Raw genomic sequence first — 15641 nt, 5'->3', positions numbered from 1 at the left:
GGCGAGGTTATGCTGCAAGGCCGAAAAATCGCTGTGCCTGAGAGCCGCGAGCTCGATCTGTTCGTGAACATGCTTGAACGGCAGGGTGCGATCGCTGTCCGCTGCCCCCTGGTGTCGATCCACGATGTGGAGGATGCAGCACCGGTTCAGGCGTGGCTCGAGCGGCTCTCTGCAGGACAGCACGACAGCCTCGTCCTGTACACCGGAGAGGGGCTAGCCCGCCTCCTTGCATTCGCCCAACGAGGTGGCATAGAGGCGGAGGTGATCGCCGGCCTACGCCGGACGCGCAAAATCGTCCGAGGGCCGAAACCCGCAAAGGTTCTGCGCAGCATCGGGCTCAGCCCCGACGTGACGGCGGAGGAGCCCACCACGTCCGGTTTGATCGCGACCCTGTCGGCGCTGGATCTGAACGGCAGTTGCGTTGGTGTGCAACTCTATCCTGGGGGCGAGGACCTGCTGGCAGGGTTCCTGAAACAGGCGAGGGCCAAGGCAGATCCTATCCTGTGCTACCGCTATGCCTCAGACGAGGAGGACGAACGGGTCGCCCATCTTATCGATGAGCTTGTCACGGGAGACATCGATCTGATCGCATTCACGAGTACCGCGCAGGTGCGCCGGTTGCAGGAGGTTGCGCGACGATTTGGCAGGGCATCCGAGCTTGATGCGGCGATGCGGCGGGCCCTGATCGCCGCCGTCGGACCAGTTACTGGGCATGCTATTGAGGAGGCAGGCTGGCCTGTTGCGGCGATGCCGCAGGACAGCTTCCACCTCAAGCCCATGGTCGCTGCGCTTAGCAGGAAACTGGCCGCTGATGTCAGTCCTCTTCCTCTCGTCTGACGTTTTCGCCCAATGACCTAACGCCCTCGCCAGAGGCGTGGAGCGCCTCAAGACCCTCGCGATATGTGGGGAAGCGAAGCGTCACTCCCAGGTCGTTCTTGATCCGAGCATTTCGGACCCGCTTGTTGTCCTGGTAGAAGGAGCGGGCCATCGGGCTAAGATTGGCTTTTGCGAATGCCACCTCAAGCGGAGGCTCAAGGCCCAGGAGGCGAGCCGCATACGTGATCACATCCTGGGGCGGGCTTGGCTCATCATCGGCGACATTATAGATCGTGTTGCGGCTCGGACGCTCGATGGACGCCATCAGCACCTGCGCGATGTCGGCGGTATGGATGCGGTTGAAAACTTGTCCAGGTTTGATGAGGCGCCGTGCCGTTCCATCCGCGACCTTCAGGAGAGCGTTGCGTCTTGGCCCGTAAATGCCGGCCAGACGGAAGACCTGCACGGCGAAGGGCGTATCCTTTCCGAGTTCGAGCCACTGGGCTTCCGCGGGGATACGATGGCGGGAGCGCTCATTAACAGGGCTGGGCGGCGTGATCTCGTCGACCCATGCGCCGTTTGCATTGCCGTAAACGCCAACCGTTGAAAGAAAGCCGATCCAGCGCAGGCAGGGGGCTGATGCGATCGCGTCGGAAAAGATCTCAACACAGGATCCGATCCGAAGGCAGGCGGTATCGAGACAAGCAGGGCATCTGCGCGAGCAACTTCATCGAGAATGCCGGCATCATGTCTATCAGAGTCAAAGAAGTAAGGAACAATGCCGGAAGCCTGAAGCGCTTCGGCTTTCAGATCGGAGCGAAACGTGCCGCTGATCCGTGCAAACCGATCCCGGCAAGTGCGGATAAACTGCTGCGCAGTGTACCCGGGACCAAAGATGAAAAGGTTCATGGAAAGGATACAACAAGAGTTTAGAGGGCTGATCGGTAATCTATCGAACCGTCAATGCGCCGGCAAATATCCTCGTCTGAAATCAGCGAGGAAAGGTTTGCGCCACCGCCTCAGCTCAACGTGACATCCACTCTGCCATGTCCAGTGACACCATTGATAGGCTCGGTCTTCGGGCTCTCGTTGTCTGGATACATCTAACACGGAGGGAAGGGCGTCCAAGGTGATCACTTCGCAAGCACGAAGCTGGCAATATGTTAGCCATCATGCCTAAAATATCTCCTTGAGTAAAAAATTGGCGATCGTTAGATTTTATGAACAACGCGGGTTACGACAAAGAAGTCTAAAGACTCCGCTCAACCGTCTGATCAAGGAAGATCAGACCGTTTTGCCTCTCATCTGGCACTGCTCCGACAACGACGTCGCATGAATGACTTGGACGCTGCGCAAGCAGCCCGTGGTCACCTCAAGCGGCGGTCTTGTGCTTGTGTTGTTGTGTCAAGAACTAGACGCCTTGGAACTTTTACCTTCTCAGGGAGACTTGGATGCCCAAGAAGCTGGTCGTCATCGGCAACGGCATGGCTGCCGGTCGGGTGCTGGAGGAGTTCTTCGAACGGGCTCCGAGACCTTACGAGGCTACTATTTTCGGTGCCGAGCCGCGCGTGAACTACAACCGCATCATGCTCTCGCCGGTGCTGTCGGGTGAGAAGGCTTACGAAGACATCCTGATCCACGACGATGCCTGGTATGAGACCAACGGCATCACTCTGCATCGTGGCAAACAGGTTGTGCAGATCGACCGTGAGGCGAAGCGCGTGACCGCTGCTGACGGAACGACGGCGGATTACGATAAGCTGCTGATCGCGACGGGCTCGGTGCCGTTCGTGGTACCGATACCCGGCGTGAATCTACCGGGCGTAGTCACGTACCGCGATCTCGACGACGTCAACACTATGCTCGCAGTGGCTCGTATGGGCGGCCGGGCTGTTGTCATCGGTGGCGGCCTTCTCGGTCTCGAAGCCGCGGCGGGCCTGAAGGCGCAGGGCATGGACGTCACCGTTCTCCACCTGATGCCGACTCTGATGGAGCGCCAGCTCGACCCGTCGGCGGGCTACCTCCTGCAGCGTGAGATGGAAGAGCGCGGCATCGCGGTTCGCTGTAGGGCAAACACCCACGCCGTTCTCGGCGAAACGCACGTCACCGGCGTCAAGCTCGATGACGGTACCGAGCTTCCCGCCGATGTCGTGGTGATGGCCGTCGGGATCCGGCCCAACGCAACTCTCGCCAAGGAGGCGGGTCTGGAGACGAACCGAGGCGTTCTCGTTGGAGATGACATGCGCACGAGCGATCCGGATGTGTTCTCAGTGGGCGAATGCGTCGAGCATCGGGGGATCTGCTACGGCCTCGTGGCACCACTTTACGAGATGGCCAAGGTCGTGGCCGCTCAGCTCTCCGGAGACGGGAAGGCCGTGTACACAGGGTCCGTGACCGCGACGAAGCTGAAGGTGACAGGCATCGATCTGTTCTCGGCAGGCGACTTCAATGAGGCCAAGGACGGTCAGGACATCGTCCTGCGCGACGTGGCCCGCGGAATCTACAAGCGCATAGTTCTCAAGGAGAACCGCATCGTCGGCGCGGTTCTCTACGGCGAGACGGCGGACGGCTCCTGGTTCTTCGACCTCATGCGCAAAGAGGCAGACGTGTCGGCGATGCGCGATACACTGATCTTCGGGCAATCCTACGGTGGCGGCTCATCGCTCGACCCGGCAGCCACCGTCGCAGCTTTGCCGAACGATGCGGAGATCTGCGGCTGCAATGGCGTGTGCAAAGGCAAGATCGTTCAGACGATCAACGACAAAGGCCTGTCCACCCTTGCTGATGTTCGGGCGCACACCAAAGCCTCCGCTTCCTGCGGAACCTGCACGGGCTTGGTCGAGCAGGTGATGGCGCTGACGCTCGGGGACAGGTTCTCCCGGGCCGCCACGGAGCCCATGTGCGGCTGCACCGATCTCGGTCATGACGAGGTGCGCCGCCTCATTCGCGCGGCGGGGTTGAAGTCGATCCCGGCTGTGATGCAGGAATTGGGATGGAAGACCTCCTGCGGCTGTGCCAAGTGCCGCCCGGCCTTGAACTATTATCTCCTGTGTGACTGGCCGGAGGAGTACGAGGATGACGGCCGCTCCCGCTACATCAACGAGCGTATCCACGCCAACATCCAGAAGGACGGCACCTACTCGGTCGTGCCACGCATGTGGGGTGGCCTGACGAACCCGAGGGAGCTCCGGGCCATCGCGGACGTGGCGGAGAAGTACGATATCCCGACCGTGAAGGTCACTGGCGGCCAACGCATTGATCTTCTCGGCGTGCGCAAGGAGGACTTGCCTGCCGTCTGGGCTGACCTCAATGAGGCCGGCATGGTCTCGGGGCATGCCTACGCTAAGGGCTTGCGCACAGTAAAGACCTGCGTCGGCACGGAGTGGTGCCGCTTCGGCACACAGGACTCCACCGGCCTTGGTGTCAGGATCGAGAGGTTCATGTGGGGCTCATGGACGCCCGCCAAGGTCAAGATGGGTGTCTCGGGCTGCCCACGGAACTGTGCCGAGGCGACCTGCAAGGATGTGGGCGTAATCTGCGTCGACTCAGGGTTCGAGATCCATTTCGCAGGAGCAGCCGGCCTGCATATCAAAGGCACACAGCTGCTTTGCAAGGTTGCCGGCGAGGACGAGTGCCTGGAGGTCATTGTGGCTTTGACTCAGCTCTACCGCGAGCAGGGGCACTATCTCGAGCGCATGTACAAATGGGCGGACCGCGTCGGCGTGGATGCAATCCGCGCCATAGTGGTCGAGGACCGCGAGAAGCGCCGCGCCCTTTTTGAGCGTTTCGAGATCTCGCAGCGTAAGGCACAGATCGATCCGTGGGCCGAGCGGGCCGCCGGACGCGACGCACATGAGTTCGATCCTATGGCTAATTTTTCTCTGGCGGAGGCGGCGGAATGAGTGAGTGGATCGATGTAGGTGCAGTTGACGACGTGCCGACTTTGGGTTCGCGGGTCGTACAGGCGCCGGGCGGGGATATTGCAGTTTTCAAGGCTGCGGACGGCACGCTCTTTGCACTTCGGGACCGCTGCCCTCATAAGGGCGGTCCCCTGTCGCAGGGCATGGTGCATGGTCACTCGGTGACCTGTCCGTTGCACAACTGGGTGATCAGCCTGAAGACCGGCGAAGCGCAGGGCGCGGATCATGGCTGCGCTCACAAGATCCCGCTGCGCGTCGAGGGAGGGCGGATCCTTCTCGCAGCCTCCACCCTTCTGGCGCGCGCAGCCTGACGAGGACGCGGCATAGGACCCATGGACCCGGTGTTCGCGATCTTAGAAACGTCAGAGGGGAACACTCTCCGCATGAAGCGCGGTCAGACTAGCCGTTAGCCAACCTAAGCAGACCACCACTGCAGCCACTTCCAGACATTGGCTGCTCCACATTCAAGAAAGGAAGTTCGATGGCTTACCTCGCACCTGCCGAGTTCGTCACCAAAATGGTAGATGCCGGCGAATCCAAGATCTTCATGTCGACCCGAGACACGATGATCCGGGCCTATATGGCCGGCGCCATTCTAGCGCTTGCAGCCGCTTTCGCGGTCACCATCACCGTCCAGACCGGTCAGCCGCTCGCCGGCGCAATCTTGTTTCCGGTGGGATTCTGCATGCTCTATCTGATGGGCTTTGATTTGCTCACAGGCGTGTTCATGCTCACCCCCCTTGCTCTCATCGATAAGCGTACGGGTGTGACCATGAGCGGCATCCTGCGTAATTGGGGTCTGGTGTTCGTCGGGAACTTCGCAGGCGCTTTCACCGTCGCGGTCATGATGGCGATCATTTTCACGTTCGGATTTAGCCAGGCACCCGACGCGGTTGGTCAGAAGATTGGCGTGATCGGCGAAGGCAGGACTGTGGGATACGCATCTCATGGCGCGGCAGGCATGCTCACGCTCTTCATTCGTGGTGTGCTATGCAATTGGATGGTGGCGATGGGCGTGGTCGGCGCGATGATTTCAACTTCCGTATCAGGCAAGGTGATCGCCATGTGGATGCCGATCATGCTGTTCTTCTACATGGGTTTCGAGCATTCCATCGTGAACATGTTCCTCTTCCCTTCGGGCCTGCTGCTCGGCGGCAACTTCTCAATCATGGACTATCTGATCTGGAACGAGATCCCGACCGTCATCGGCAACCTTGTCGGTGGTCTGGCCTTCGTCGGACTGACACTCTACTCGACCCATGTGCGTACCGGCTCAATGCGTAACGCCAATCTCGGAGTCGGTATGGCCGCATTCCCCGCTGAGTGATCAGACGCAGACTGGAACCCCGCCCAAGTGCGGGGTTTCCATTGACGGTGGCTTCATGACACGCCCTCTGACGATCTCGATCGGACAACACTCCGAAAAAGGGCATAAGGATGCCAATCATGACTTCCACGGCGCGCTCATCCCGACTGGACCAGCCCTGGCCCTTAAGGGCGTCGCTATCGCAATTGCCGACGGGATCAGCACAAGTTCCGTAAGCCGCATTGCCGCGGAGTCGGCGATTAAGAGCTTTCTCACGGATTACTACTGCACCTCCGACGCCTGGTCCGTCAAAACTGCAGCGCATCGGGTTATCAGTGCAACGAATTCATGGCTTTATGCAGAAACCCGGCGCAGCCAGTATGCCAGCGACATGGACAGGGGCTATGTCTGCACCTTTACGGCTGTGATCCTAAAATCTCGCCTCGGGCACATCTTCCACATCGGAGATTGCCGCGTGAGCCGGTTGGCTGGTTGCGCCCTGGAGCCGCTAACCAACGACCATCGGATCACCGTATCTTCTCAACAGAGCTATCTCTCCCGGGCCCTAGGCGCAAAGCCGAATGCAGAAATCGACTACCACACAGTTCCGTTGCGGGTGGGCGATCTCTTCATTCTCTCAAGCGACGGGGTGCACGATCATGTCAGTGGCACCGTGATTGGGACTGCCGTCAAAGCACATGCCGACAACCTCGACCGTGCTGCGCGCATGATCGTGGAAGCAGCGCTCCAGGCAGGTAGCCGTGACAATCTGACAGTTCAGATCGTGCGGATCGAAGCAGTGCCCGACGGGGAAGCAGGGGAGTTCATGGCCGATGCCGCGGATCTCACGCCACCGGCGGTTCCGCAAGCGGGCAGCCTGTTGGATGGCTATAGGGTATTACGCGAGCTCCACTCCAGCAGCCGTAGCCATGTCTATCTGGCTCTCGATACACAGACCAGCACACCTGTGGCTCTCAAGGTGCCATCGATCGATCTTCGGCATGACCCCGACTATCTGAGGCGCTTCATGATGGAGGAGTGGATCGCAAAGCGTCTGAGCAGCCCTCATGTCCTCAAGGCTCTGCCTCAGGCTCGTAAGCGGAGCCATCTCTATGTTGTGACAGAGCATATTGAGGGCCAGACGCTGGCCCAGTGGATGATCGACTATCCAAGCCCAGATCTGGAGACTGTTCGCGACATCACCGAGCAGATCGCCAAGGGCTTGCGTGCATTTCACCGCCTCGAAATGGTGCATCAGGATCTGCGACCACACAATATTATTATCGACAAAACCGGTACGGTGAAAATCATCGACTTCGGATCCACGCTTGTGGCCGGCGTCATCGAAGCCGCCCCGCAGGCGGATCGTGACGATATTCTTGGCACAGCGCAGTACTCGGCTCCAGAGTATTTTATTGGGGAGAGGGGCACTTGGCGCGCTGACCTCTTCTCGCTTGGCGTGATCGTCTACCAGATGCTAACCGGGCAGATTCCTTATGGAGCCGAAGTACCAAAGACGCGCAACCGGGCGCAGCAGAGCCGGCTGCGCTACATCCCGGCATAGAGATCAATTCACAGGTGCCGGACTGGATGGATGAGGCGTTGCGTATAGCCGTGCACCCGAACCCCATGAAGCGATACAACGCACTTTCGGAATTCACATTTGATCTGCGACAGCCTAACCCGACTCTCCTGAGGGTAGCTCGCGCGCCGTTGGCTCAACGTAACCCCATCGTATTCTGGAAATGTGTCTCAGTCCTTCTCTCGCTGGCGATCATCCTTCTGCTGTGGCGGGTAACTCTGTACGGATGAGACAGAATAGGCTCCGCCGCGAGGTTCTCTGCGGATGCTCGAGGCTAACTTCTGGCACTTACCAGTCGTTTGTCATGCCGATGAAAGACACGTCGGCTCAGATCAGCGATCGCCGATCGCCGATCGCCACCAAATCATAAGCTGTGGTGGATTTCACCCGTTGCATCGCGAAACGGGACGTAACGTTCTTGAGCGGGATCGCTTCAACGAGTCGTTGATAGAAGCGGTCATAGGCTGCCATATCGGGCACCGCCACGCGCAGCATGTAATCGACGTCCCCGGCCATGCGATAGAACTCCATGACTTCGGGCATGGCGGAGACCAACTCCGCAAAGCGCTGAAGCCACTGCCCTGAATGGTCGGCGATTTCGATCGAAACAAACACCGTTAGGCCCAAGCCAACTTTCTCCGAATTAACGAGCGCGACACGCTTCTCGATAACTCCAGTCGTCTCAAGACGCTGAATACGCTTCCAGCATGGCGTCTGGGATAGATTCACTCTCTGAGCGAGTTCAGCAATCGAGATGCTGGCGTTCTCCTGCAGCAGCATCAGGATCTTGGTATCTGTCGCGTCCATTCGAGACCTCCGCGAGCGTAGAGCAAAAAACATCCCGAGGCTTCCTGAGAAAGCCTCATCCATTGTCCGTATGGCATGTTCTTTATAAAGAACAAATGGGCATGTTCAAGTGTCACCGCAGGCGACATGGACGCCCACGAACGCCACGTATATGCGTCGAAGAAGATGAATCCACCTTTACAGGCCTATATTGGAGAAGATTTTCCCTAGTCGAGCCGTTCTAAAGAACGAACATTCTCGTTGACAAGGGCTCGGATCGAGACGATCCTTTCTGCGAACAGAATGAGTGTTGATTAAATCAATTGGAGATCAGTTTAGCATCTCATGAGCTTTCGATCGTAGGACATCCGCATTTCTAGCGTCCTTAGAAGAAGGACGAGCGCATGATTACTGCTAATTCCAAGGTCGTGCGCCAGTAAAAGCCAATTAAGTTTATCTATTACTAAGCAAGGGCGTTGAACTGGGGTGAGAACCACAAATCTCCTTCAAGGCTGCGCCCCTCGGAAGATCCTGACTGATGAACGCCGCGGGCTTGCGCCGGCGGAAGGAGAACTTGTGCCATGAGCCTACCTCGCCTCGTTGGCTTTTCCGGCGGCCCGCGCCGTCCCTCCAAGACCCGCAGCCTCGTTGAGACGGTCGCCGCCGAGGTAGCTAGCCGCAGACAGGTGCGTGTCGACATCTACGATCTTGTTGATGCCGGTCCGGGCCTTGGCGCGGCCCTGCAGCGCCAAGATCTGACCCTCCCAGCGGCTCGCATCATTGATGCCATTGAGCAGGCCGATGCGCTGATTGTCGCCACGCCGGTGTACAAGGGCACCTATACCGGCCTGTTCAAGCATGTCTTCGATCTGGTCGATCCTCGGGCGCTGATCGGCAAGCCGGTGCTGCTTACGGCCACTGGGGGAGGCCCGCGCCATGCTCTTGTCATGGAACACGCCCTGCGGCCGCTCTTCGGCTTCTTCGAAGCCCTGACTGTTCCGACAGCCGTCTACGCCAGCGAGGCTGACTTCATTGACGGGCAGCTGGTCGAGGCCGGCCTCCTGGCACGGGTGAACACCGCTGCGCAACAGCTCGCGGTTCTCATCGCTTCTGGCGCTCCCAAAGCCGGTGCGGCCCCACCGCTGCCTTCGGTAAACCTTCAGGCTTTTCGTCGGGGAGCAGGCCGATGAGTGCGGCTGTCGCTTCTACGACTACGCCGAGCACTGGCTCAGGCCAGTGGCTGCGCTACCGCAGGTATCTTCCTCCACTTCTCATCGTCGTCCTGTGGCAGGTGGCAGCCAGTGCCGGTCTCATTCCAACCCGGACGCTCGCCTCCCCCGCGATGATCGCCGGCACGTTTGCCGAGCTGATCACCTCCGGCGAATTGCCCCGCCACCTTCTTGTCTCGCTGGGCCGCGTGGCAACAGGGCTGGGGATCGGCATCGTTGTGGGCACGACGTTCGCCCTCATCGCGGGGCTCTCACGACGCGGGGAAGACCTGCTCGATGCCACCCTGCAGATGCTCAGAACGCTGCCGTTTCTGGCGCTTGTTCCTCTATTCATCCTGTGGTTCGGCATCGGCGAGACACCAAAGATCGCGCTGGTGGCCCTGGGCACGATGTTCCCGATCTATCTTACCCTGTTTGCCGGCATCCGCGGAGTTGACGCCAAGCTGATCGAGGCCGGAAGCACCCTCGGCCTGAGCCGGCGCGAGCAGCTGCTTCACATCGTGCTGCCCGGAGCCTTGCCATCGGCCTTGGTCGGGCTTCGCTATGCGCTCGGCGTTGCCTGGCTCAGCCTCGTGGTCGCCGAGCAGATCAACGCCGATTCCGGCGTCGGCTTCCTGGTCATGAGCGCCCGCGACTTCCTGCGCACCGACATCATTCTCGTGGGCCTGTTCGTCTACGCCATTCTCGGGCTGAGCGCCGATCAGATCGTCCGTGTTCTCGAGCGTCGGGTGCTCGCCTGGCGACCAAGCTTCCTGAAGGACTGACCCATGAACGCTCATCCTGCTCTGACAGCGCGACAGCACCCCGTGGTGCAAGTCTCAAACCTCGTGCGCTCATTCGGCCAGGGGTCCAACGTTCTCGATGGTCTCGATCTGACCATCCGGTCCGGCGAGTTCGTAGCGCTTCTCGGCCGCTCCGGCTCGGGCAAGTCAACCCTTCTGCGGACGCTGGCTGGTCTCGACGAGGCCCCAGCCGGTACCGTGACCGTCCCGGCAGAGCGAGCGGTGGTGTTCCAGGAGCCGCGCCTTATCCCGTGGAAGAGGGTGTGGGCGAATGTGGCGCTGGGGCTGCGCACAGCTGACGCCCGCGAGCGTGCCGCTGCTGCCCTGACTGAAGTGGGACTGAACCACCGGCTCGACGCATGGCCCCTGACTTTGTCCGGTGGCGAAGCTCAGCGCGCTGCGCTGGCTCGGGCCCTCGTGCGGGAGCCGAAGCTGCTGTTGCTCGATGAGCCCTTTGCAGCATTGGATGCGCTCACCCGCCTAAAGACCCAAGGCCTGGTCGCCTCGCTCTGGCGGGCCCACCGGCCGGCCGTTCTTCTCGTCACCCATGATGTGGACGAGGCGCTGCTTCTCGCCGACCGGGTGCTGATACTGGACCAGGGCCGCATCGGTTTTGACTTGCACGTCAATCTGGAGCGCCCGCGCCGTCATGGGCAGCCGGCCTTCTCGAGCCTGCGCTCGCGTCTCCTGCGCGAACTCGGGGTTGAAGAAGAGAACCCTGATGAACCGGTTGAAGAGCTGCGTGCTCCCGCGCGCAGCAGAGCGCCCGCAGCTTCCGCCACACGGGAGAACCATGCGGTCTGGGCCGCCTCAACTGATGCACTCGCCCGATCGTAGAAACAGGAGACCATCATGAGCAAAGACGTCGAGTTCATTGGTTTTGTCGGCACGCAGTACGAGTCGGAGGTCCATCCCGCCGAGGGCCCTGTGATCGACCGCGACTACATCCGGGCTCTTGCCCAGGCTCAGGAATACGGCGGCTTCGACCGCTTCCTTGTCGCGTTCCATTCCACGTCGGCTGAAAGCCAGCACATCGCGGCTTATGCCGCTTCCGTCACCGAGCGCATCAACCTGATGATCGCGCATCGACCTGGGTTTACCGCACCGACGGTGGCCGCCCGTCAGCTTGCCACCCTCGATCATCTCACCAATGGTCGCGCCGGGGTTCACATCATCACGGGTGGCAATGATCAGGAACTCAGGCAGGATGGTGACTTCCTCACCAAGGATGAGCGCTACGCCCGCACGAGCGAGTATCTTGATGTGGTCAAAGCGTCCTGGACCAGCGAGATACCTTTTGACTATGCCGGGCAGTACTACCGGTTCGAGCGCGCTTTCTCGAACGTAAAGCCCATCCAGACGCCGCACCTGCCGGTGTACTTTGGCGGCTCGTCCGAGGCTGCTATCGAAGTCGCCGGCAAGCACGCCGACATCTATGCGCTCTGGGGCGAGACGCATGCCCAGGTGCGTGAGACCATCGCCCGAGTCCGCGCTGCGGCAGCCCGGCACGGCCGTGAACACCAGGTGCGCTTCAGTCTCTCGTCCCGGCCGATCCTGGCAGAAACCGAGGACCGCGCTTGGGCCCGGGCGGAAGGGCTTCTCGAGCGCATCAAAGCGGTGCGGGCTGCAAAGGGGCTGGGTGCTGCTGCACCGCCGCCGAACGAAGGCGCGCGCCGGCTGCTAGCCGCAGCGGCCCAGGGTGATCGGCTCGACAAGCGCCTCTATACGGCCATTGCCGCCGTTACCGGTGCACAGGGCAACTCGACGGCCTTGGTCGGCACGGCCGATCAGGTCGCCGATGCGCTGCTCGACTACTACGATCTTGGCGTCACCACCTTCCTCATCCGGGGCTTCGATCCCGTGGAGGATGCCGTCCAGTACGGCCGTGAACTGATCCCCGCCTTCCGCCGCCTGCTCAACGACCGGTCCAGCCAGCGTGCTGTAGCAGCCGAATAAAGGAGAACTCCTATGAAGCGCATATTCCTTCTGGCTGCCGCAGCCGCTCTTGCCCTGTCATGGGTGCCCGCCTGGGCCGAGACGATCCTCAAGGTCGGGGACCAGCGTGGTGGCTCCCGCGCGCTGATGGAAGCCGCCGGAGTGCTCAAAGATCTGCCCTACAAGATCGAATGGAGCGAGTTCCCGGCCGCGGCCCCCTTGCTGGAGGCACTCAATGCCGAGGCCATCGACACCGGCATCGTTGGCGATGCGCCCTTCACCTTTGCGGTCGCGTCAGGAGCTCCCATTAAGGCCATTCTGGCAACACGCGGCGACCAAGGCGGCCTGGCTGTGCTGGTGCGCCCCGACTCTGCCGTGAAGACCTTTGCCGATCTGAAGGGCAAGCGCATCGGTACCGGCCGTGGCTCGATTGGCCATCAGCTCGTACTGGCAGCGCTCGAGGATGCCGGTCTTCCCAAGATAGAGGTGACTTTGAGCTTCCTTCTGCCGGCTGAGGCCAAGGCAGCGCTGACCAGCGGCAGCCTGGATGCCTGGTCGACCTGGGAGCCGTACACCTCGCAGTTGGTATTGTCCGGCGAAGCCCGTATTGTTCGTGACGGGCGGGGCATCACGCCGGGTCTCGGGTTCCAAGCAGCGCACGTAGAGGCAATCCGCACCAAGCGAGGGGAGCTTGAGGACTTTGTGCGCCGTCTCGCCAAAGCCCGGGGGTGGGAGGCGGCAAACCGAGATGCCTATGCCGGCACCTGGGCGAAGCTGATCGGCCTGCCGAAAGAGATCCCGCTGCGCTGGTTCTCTGGGGCAAACACCCGTCCAGTACCAATCGATGCCGAGGTCGTCGCAGCCGAGCAACGGACCATCGACCTCTATCTCCGCAACGGCCTGATCCAGAAGCCCCTCAAGGCCGCTGACATCCTCGATCCATCGTTCAACCAGGCGGTGCTGAGCGGGGCTCAGGAAGCCGCTGCCCGGTAGGCGCGTCACTCAGCGGACCCTCTGTGATATAGCGGTCGACGCCTTAGCCTCGGCTCAGCAAGGCTAATGCCCTGTTATCCCTGTAGACCTTTTCCGAGTGGAAGCTTATGAGCACACATCACCACGAGCATGACGATCACTACCACGATGATCCCGAGCTCTGGAAGCACGAGGGCGTCCGCGTAATCAAGGGTGACCGTCTGGATTCGAACACCGCCCAGACGCCCGGCATGTTCCGGCAGGCTGCCATCAATCACGCCCGTGTCGGCGCCCAGAAGATCTGGGCCGGAACGGTTTCCATCCAACCGAACGCCAAGACCGGCGTGCACCATCATGGTGAGCTGGAGAGTGTGATCTATGTGGTCCGAGGAAAGGCACGCATGCGCTGGGGCGATCACCTTGAGTATGTAGCCGAGGCTGGTCCTGGGGACTTCATCTACGTGCCACCCTTCGTGCCGCATCAGGAGATCAATGCGAGCCCGGACGAGCCCCTGGAATGCGTGCTCGTGCGTTCGGATAATGAGGCTGTCGTGGTCAACATCACCGATGTCGACCCAGTCGAGCAGCCTGAGGAAGTGTACTGGGTGGATCCCATTCACAAGCATCCGTGACAATCAACCGCCGGTCAGCAGCGTCGCCTGAGCTCGAGCCTATGGTGTGCGCTGACGCCGCGGCTGGGCCCTTGCTATTCGCCTTCATTCTCCTCAGCGGAGTTCTTGTATGAAACGAAACTACCTTCCTGTACTCGTCTTTGCGACATTGTTCTCATCAAATGCCTGGGCCCACACAGGGCTTGGGGCGACGACGGGCTTTATGACTGGCTTTGCGCATCCCTTCAGCTGGCTGGATCACGTACTGGCAATGTGTGCGGTCGGTCTGTGAGCCGGAGCATTGGGTCGGCAGGCAAATATTAAGCTGCCAGCCAGCTTCCTGGGCGCCATGGCGTTCGGCTTCTTTGTTGCTTTAATAGGACCTGGGGTCCCGATGATCGAAATCGGGATTGCCGCGTCGGTTCTTGGGCTTGGCTCGCTGTGATGCTCAATCTGCAGCCCTCCGTCGTTCTTGTTGCCGTCGTCTGCGGTTCTTCGGAGGCTTTCATGACTATGCCCATGGTACCGAGATCGCACCAGCGGTGAGTCCGGCCAACTATAGCGCTGGCTTTCTTCTGGCCAGTGCACTCCTCCTCGGCTCGGGGGCTGTCCTGGAAGGCGCCATTCGGGGGATTTCCGCAATGAGCCGGGTCTTTGGAGGTGGCATCGCTCTCGTTGGAGCAGCTCTGTTCTTTGTCTGAGCGCGGGCAATAATTCGCCCGTTGTGCCCGGGGTTGGGCAAGGGGAGCCTGGCAGGCCTGAAGAAGTATGTGGAACGGGATGGCGCGGCCGCAAGGTCTAGTGGCCATCAACAGTGACGCCAACATAAACGTCGACCGACTCCGCCACATCGCCGAGCGGGCTGAGATTGGCGAGCACCGGGAGGCGCTGCTGGGCAAGCGCTCGATCACGGAGTTCAACTACCGCTATTCCGACCCTCGCGCGGCGCAGATCCTTGCGGCCGTGCAGCTCTCGGAAGGCGATCTGGAGAAGCATCAGATCATCGCGATGCTGAAGGAGCAGGGCTAGCCCGTGCTCGACATGAGCGACAACGAGATGGCCAAGCTGCACGTGCGCTAAATGGTCGGCGGGCATACCCCCGGCCTTGAGGAAGAGCTCGTCTTCGGCTTCCAGTTTTCGGAGCAGCCCAGTGCCCTCCTGAAGTTCCTGAACGGGCTCTCCGGCAGCTGGAATATCCCGCTGTTCCACTACCGCAACCACGCCGCTGATTACGGGCGGGTACTGGCTGGCATCCAGGTTCCTGTGGCAGAGTGGGCGCAGCCCAAGCCCAGCCTCGATGAACTCGGCTATTCCTACCGGGACGAGAGCGACAATCCCGCCTATCGCTCCATTTTGAGCAGTAATGGGGTTGGCTCGCTGTGACCCGCACGATACAGCCAAAGCCCTGCCGATCTGGCATCATCGTTCCCTGTGGGCCTGTAGCTCAATGGTTAGAGCCGGCCGCTCATAACGGTCTGGTTGGGGGTTCAAGTCCCTCCAGGCGCACCACAGACCGGCCCATCCCGGCACAAGGCCAAGATTGCCATTGCGACCATGCCTGATCCTGATTCCCACCCGGGCACTGAACTTGTGGAGCACAAGGGCCACCAGATCCGCCTCAGCCCATGTCGGAACTCGTTAGACAAGTCACTGATTGCCCCCTTTAGAAATGTCACCCTAACCGGCTGGTCAGGTTCGACCG

General features: G+C 60.6%; 14 protein-coding genes, 1 tRNA gene and 3 pseudogenes. 16 read left to right on the top strand and 2 right to left on the bottom strand.

Annotated elements, in window-relative coordinates; translation table 11 throughout:
* Positions 1–9 precede the first annotated feature (9 nt).
* The gene (locus tag JKG68_RS23675; RefSeq protein WP_202063802.1) at positions 10–837 is read left to right on the top strand and encodes a uroporphyrinogen-III synthase; all 828 of its coding nucleotides are present in this window, start codon (positions 10–12) and stop codon (positions 835–837) included.
* Here the strand turns inward: JKG68_RS23675 and JKG68_RS23670 are convergent.
* Positions 815–1725 (bottom strand): annotated as a pseudogene (locus JKG68_RS23670) (SDR family oxidoreductase). The gene JKG68_RS23675 and the pseudogene JKG68_RS23670 sit on opposite strands and share 23 nt — an antisense overlap.
* A 542-nt stretch (positions 1726–2267) precedes the next feature.
* Between JKG68_RS23670 and nirB the strand changes: the two are divergent.
* The 4 genes and pseudogenes from nirB to JKG68_RS23650 all read left to right on the top strand — a co-directional run bounded on the left by nirB (position 2268) and on the right by JKG68_RS23650 (position 7854).
* A complete protein-coding gene (gene nirB, locus JKG68_RS23665) occupies positions 2268–4718 on the top strand; it encodes a nitrite reductase large subunit NirB (RefSeq protein ID WP_202063801.1) in 2451 nt (816 codons plus the stop codon).
* Positions 4715–5047 carry a nitrite reductase small subunit NirD gene (gene nirD, locus JKG68_RS23660; protein WP_202063800.1) on the top strand — a complete coding sequence of 111 codons (333 nt, stop codon included), beginning with the start codon at positions 4715–4717 and terminating at the stop codon, positions 5045–5047. The genes nirB and nirD overlap by 4 nt, the downstream gene beginning before the upstream one ends.
* Before the next feature lie 170 nt (positions 5048–5217).
* On the top strand, positions 5218–6063 hold the full coding sequence (locus JKG68_RS23655) for a formate/nitrite transporter family protein (protein ID WP_202063799.1): 846 nt from the start codon (positions 5218–5220) through the stop codon (positions 6061–6063).
* 55 nt (positions 6064–6118) lie between these two features.
* Positions 6119–7854 (top strand): annotated as a pseudogene (locus tag JKG68_RS23650) (bifunctional protein-serine/threonine kinase/phosphatase).
* A gap of 97 nt (positions 7855–7951) precedes the next feature.
* On the opposite strand, the gene JKG68_RS23645 reads toward JKG68_RS23650, so the two are convergent.
* Positions 7952–8431 (bottom strand): Lrp/AsnC family transcriptional regulator, encoded by a 480-nt coding sequence (locus JKG68_RS23645; RefSeq protein WP_202063798.1) that lies wholly within the window; start codon positions 8429–8431, stop codon positions 7952–7954.
* 560 nt (positions 8432–8991) lie between these two features.
* Here JKG68_RS23645 and msuE point away from each other — a divergent pair.
* The 11 genes and pseudogenes from msuE (at position 8992) to JKG68_RS23590 (ending at position 15448) form a co-directional block, all read left to right on the top strand.
* Positions 8992–9600, top strand: a complete 609-nt coding sequence (msuE, locus tag JKG68_RS23640) for an FMN reductase (RefSeq protein WP_202063797.1) — start codon at positions 8992–8994, stop codon at positions 9598–9600.
* On the top strand, positions 9597–10403 hold the full coding sequence (locus JKG68_RS23635; protein WP_202063796.1) for an ABC transporter permease subunit: 807 nt from the start codon (positions 9597–9599) through the stop codon (positions 10401–10403). The genes msuE and JKG68_RS23635 overlap by 4 nt, the downstream gene beginning before the upstream one ends.
* 3 nt (positions 10404–10406) lie before the next feature.
* Complete coding sequence (locus JKG68_RS23630) at positions 10407–11258, top strand: ABC transporter ATP-binding protein (RefSeq protein ID WP_202063795.1); 852 nt, start codon at positions 10407–10409, stop codon at positions 11256–11258.
* Positions 11259–11273: 15 nt separating this feature from the next.
* Positions 11274–12377 (top strand): LLM class flavin-dependent oxidoreductase, encoded by a 1104-nt coding sequence (locus tag JKG68_RS23625; protein ID WP_202063794.1) that lies wholly within the window; start codon positions 11274–11276, stop codon positions 12375–12377.
* Between the two features lie 12 nt (positions 12378–12389).
* The gene (locus JKG68_RS23620; protein ID WP_202063793.1) at positions 12390–13349 is read left to right on the top strand and encodes an ABC transporter substrate-binding protein; all 960 of its coding nucleotides are present in this window, start codon (positions 12390–12392) and stop codon (positions 13347–13349) included.
* A 107-nt stretch (positions 13350–13456) separates the two neighbouring features.
* The gene (locus tag JKG68_RS23615; RefSeq protein WP_202063792.1) at positions 13457–13960 is read left to right on the top strand and encodes a cupin domain-containing protein; all 504 of its coding nucleotides are present in this window, start codon (positions 13457–13459) and stop codon (positions 13958–13960) included.
* A 109-nt stretch (positions 13961–14069) separates the two neighbouring features.
* Positions 14070–14384, top strand: a pseudogene (locus tag JKG68_RS34835) (HupE/UreJ family protein).
* Positions 14350–14640 (top strand): HupE/UreJ family protein, encoded by a 291-nt coding sequence (locus JKG68_RS34830; RefSeq protein ID WP_376773199.1) that lies wholly within the window; start codon positions 14350–14352, stop codon positions 14638–14640. The pseudogene JKG68_RS34835 and the gene JKG68_RS34830 overlap by 35 nt, the downstream one beginning before the upstream one ends.
* A gap of 79 nt (positions 14641–14719) precedes the next feature.
* Positions 14720–14968: a hypothetical protein gene (locus JKG68_RS33695; protein WP_246515780.1), complete on the top strand. Its 249-nt coding sequence runs from the start codon at positions 14720–14722 to the stop codon at positions 14966–14968.
* Positions 14969–15019: 51 nt separating this feature from the next.
* Positions 15020–15322, top strand: a complete 303-nt coding sequence (locus tag JKG68_RS33690) for a hypothetical protein (protein WP_246515778.1) — start codon at positions 15020–15022, stop codon at positions 15320–15322.
* A 50-nt stretch (positions 15323–15372) separates the two neighbouring features.
* Positions 15373–15448 (top strand) — tRNA-Ile (locus tag JKG68_RS23590).
* Positions 15449–15641 lie beyond the last annotated feature (193 nt).

It is taken from the genome of Microvirga aerilata (assembly GCF_016743775.1).
In the GTDB taxonomy this organism is placed as follows: domain Bacteria; phylum Pseudomonadota; class Alphaproteobacteria; order Rhizobiales; family Beijerinckiaceae; genus Microvirga; species Microvirga aerilata.
The sequence above is the reverse complement of the archived record's forward strand: the minus strand, read 5'-3'. Positions and strand labels throughout refer to the sequence as shown.

Excerpts from the sequence above, each read along its gene's own strand:
- nirB (WP_202063801.1), top strand. The coding sequence starts at position 2,268 with ATGCCCAAGAAGCTGGTCGTCATCGGCAACGGCATGGCTGCCGGTCGG.
- JKG68_RS23615 (WP_202063792.1), top strand. The coding sequence starts at position 13,457 with ATGAGCACACATCACCACGAGCATGACGATCACTACCACGATGATCCC.
- JKG68_RS23620 (WP_202063793.1), top strand. The coding sequence starts at position 12,390 with ATGAAGCGCATATTCCTTCTGGCTGCCGCAGCCGCTCTTGCCCTGTCA.
- JKG68_RS23645 (WP_202063798.1), bottom strand. The coding sequence starts at position 8,431 with ATGGACGCGACAGATACCAAGATCCTGATGCTGCTGCAGGAGAACGCC.
- msuE (WP_202063797.1), top strand. The coding sequence starts at position 8,992 with ATGAGCCTACCTCGCCTCGTTGGCTTTTCCGGCGGCCCGCGCCGTCCC.
- JKG68_RS23675 (WP_202063802.1), top strand. The coding sequence starts at position 10 with ATGCTGCAAGGCCGAAAAATCGCTGTGCCTGAGAGCCGCGAGCTCGAT.
- JKG68_RS23655 (WP_202063799.1), top strand. The coding sequence starts at position 5,218 with ATGGCTTACCTCGCACCTGCCGAGTTCGTCACCAAAATGGTAGATGCC.
- nirD (WP_202063800.1), top strand. The coding sequence starts at position 4,715 with ATGAGTGAGTGGATCGATGTAGGTGCAGTTGACGACGTGCCGACTTTG.
- JKG68_RS23635 (WP_202063796.1), top strand. The coding sequence starts at position 9,597 with ATGAGTGCGGCTGTCGCTTCTACGACTACGCCGAGCACTGGCTCAGGC.
- JKG68_RS23625 (WP_202063794.1), top strand. The coding sequence starts at position 11,274 with ATGAGCAAAGACGTCGAGTTCATTGGTTTTGTCGGCACGCAGTACGAG.
- JKG68_RS33695 (WP_246515780.1), top strand. The coding sequence starts at position 14,720 with ATGGCGCGGCCGCAAGGTCTAGTGGCCATCAACAGTGACGCCAACATA.
- JKG68_RS23630 (WP_202063795.1), top strand. The coding sequence starts at position 10,407 with ATGAACGCTCATCCTGCTCTGACAGCGCGACAGCACCCCGTGGTGCAA.
- JKG68_RS33690 (WP_246515778.1), top strand. The coding sequence starts at position 15,020 with ATGGTCGGCGGGCATACCCCCGGCCTTGAGGAAGAGCTCGTCTTCGGC.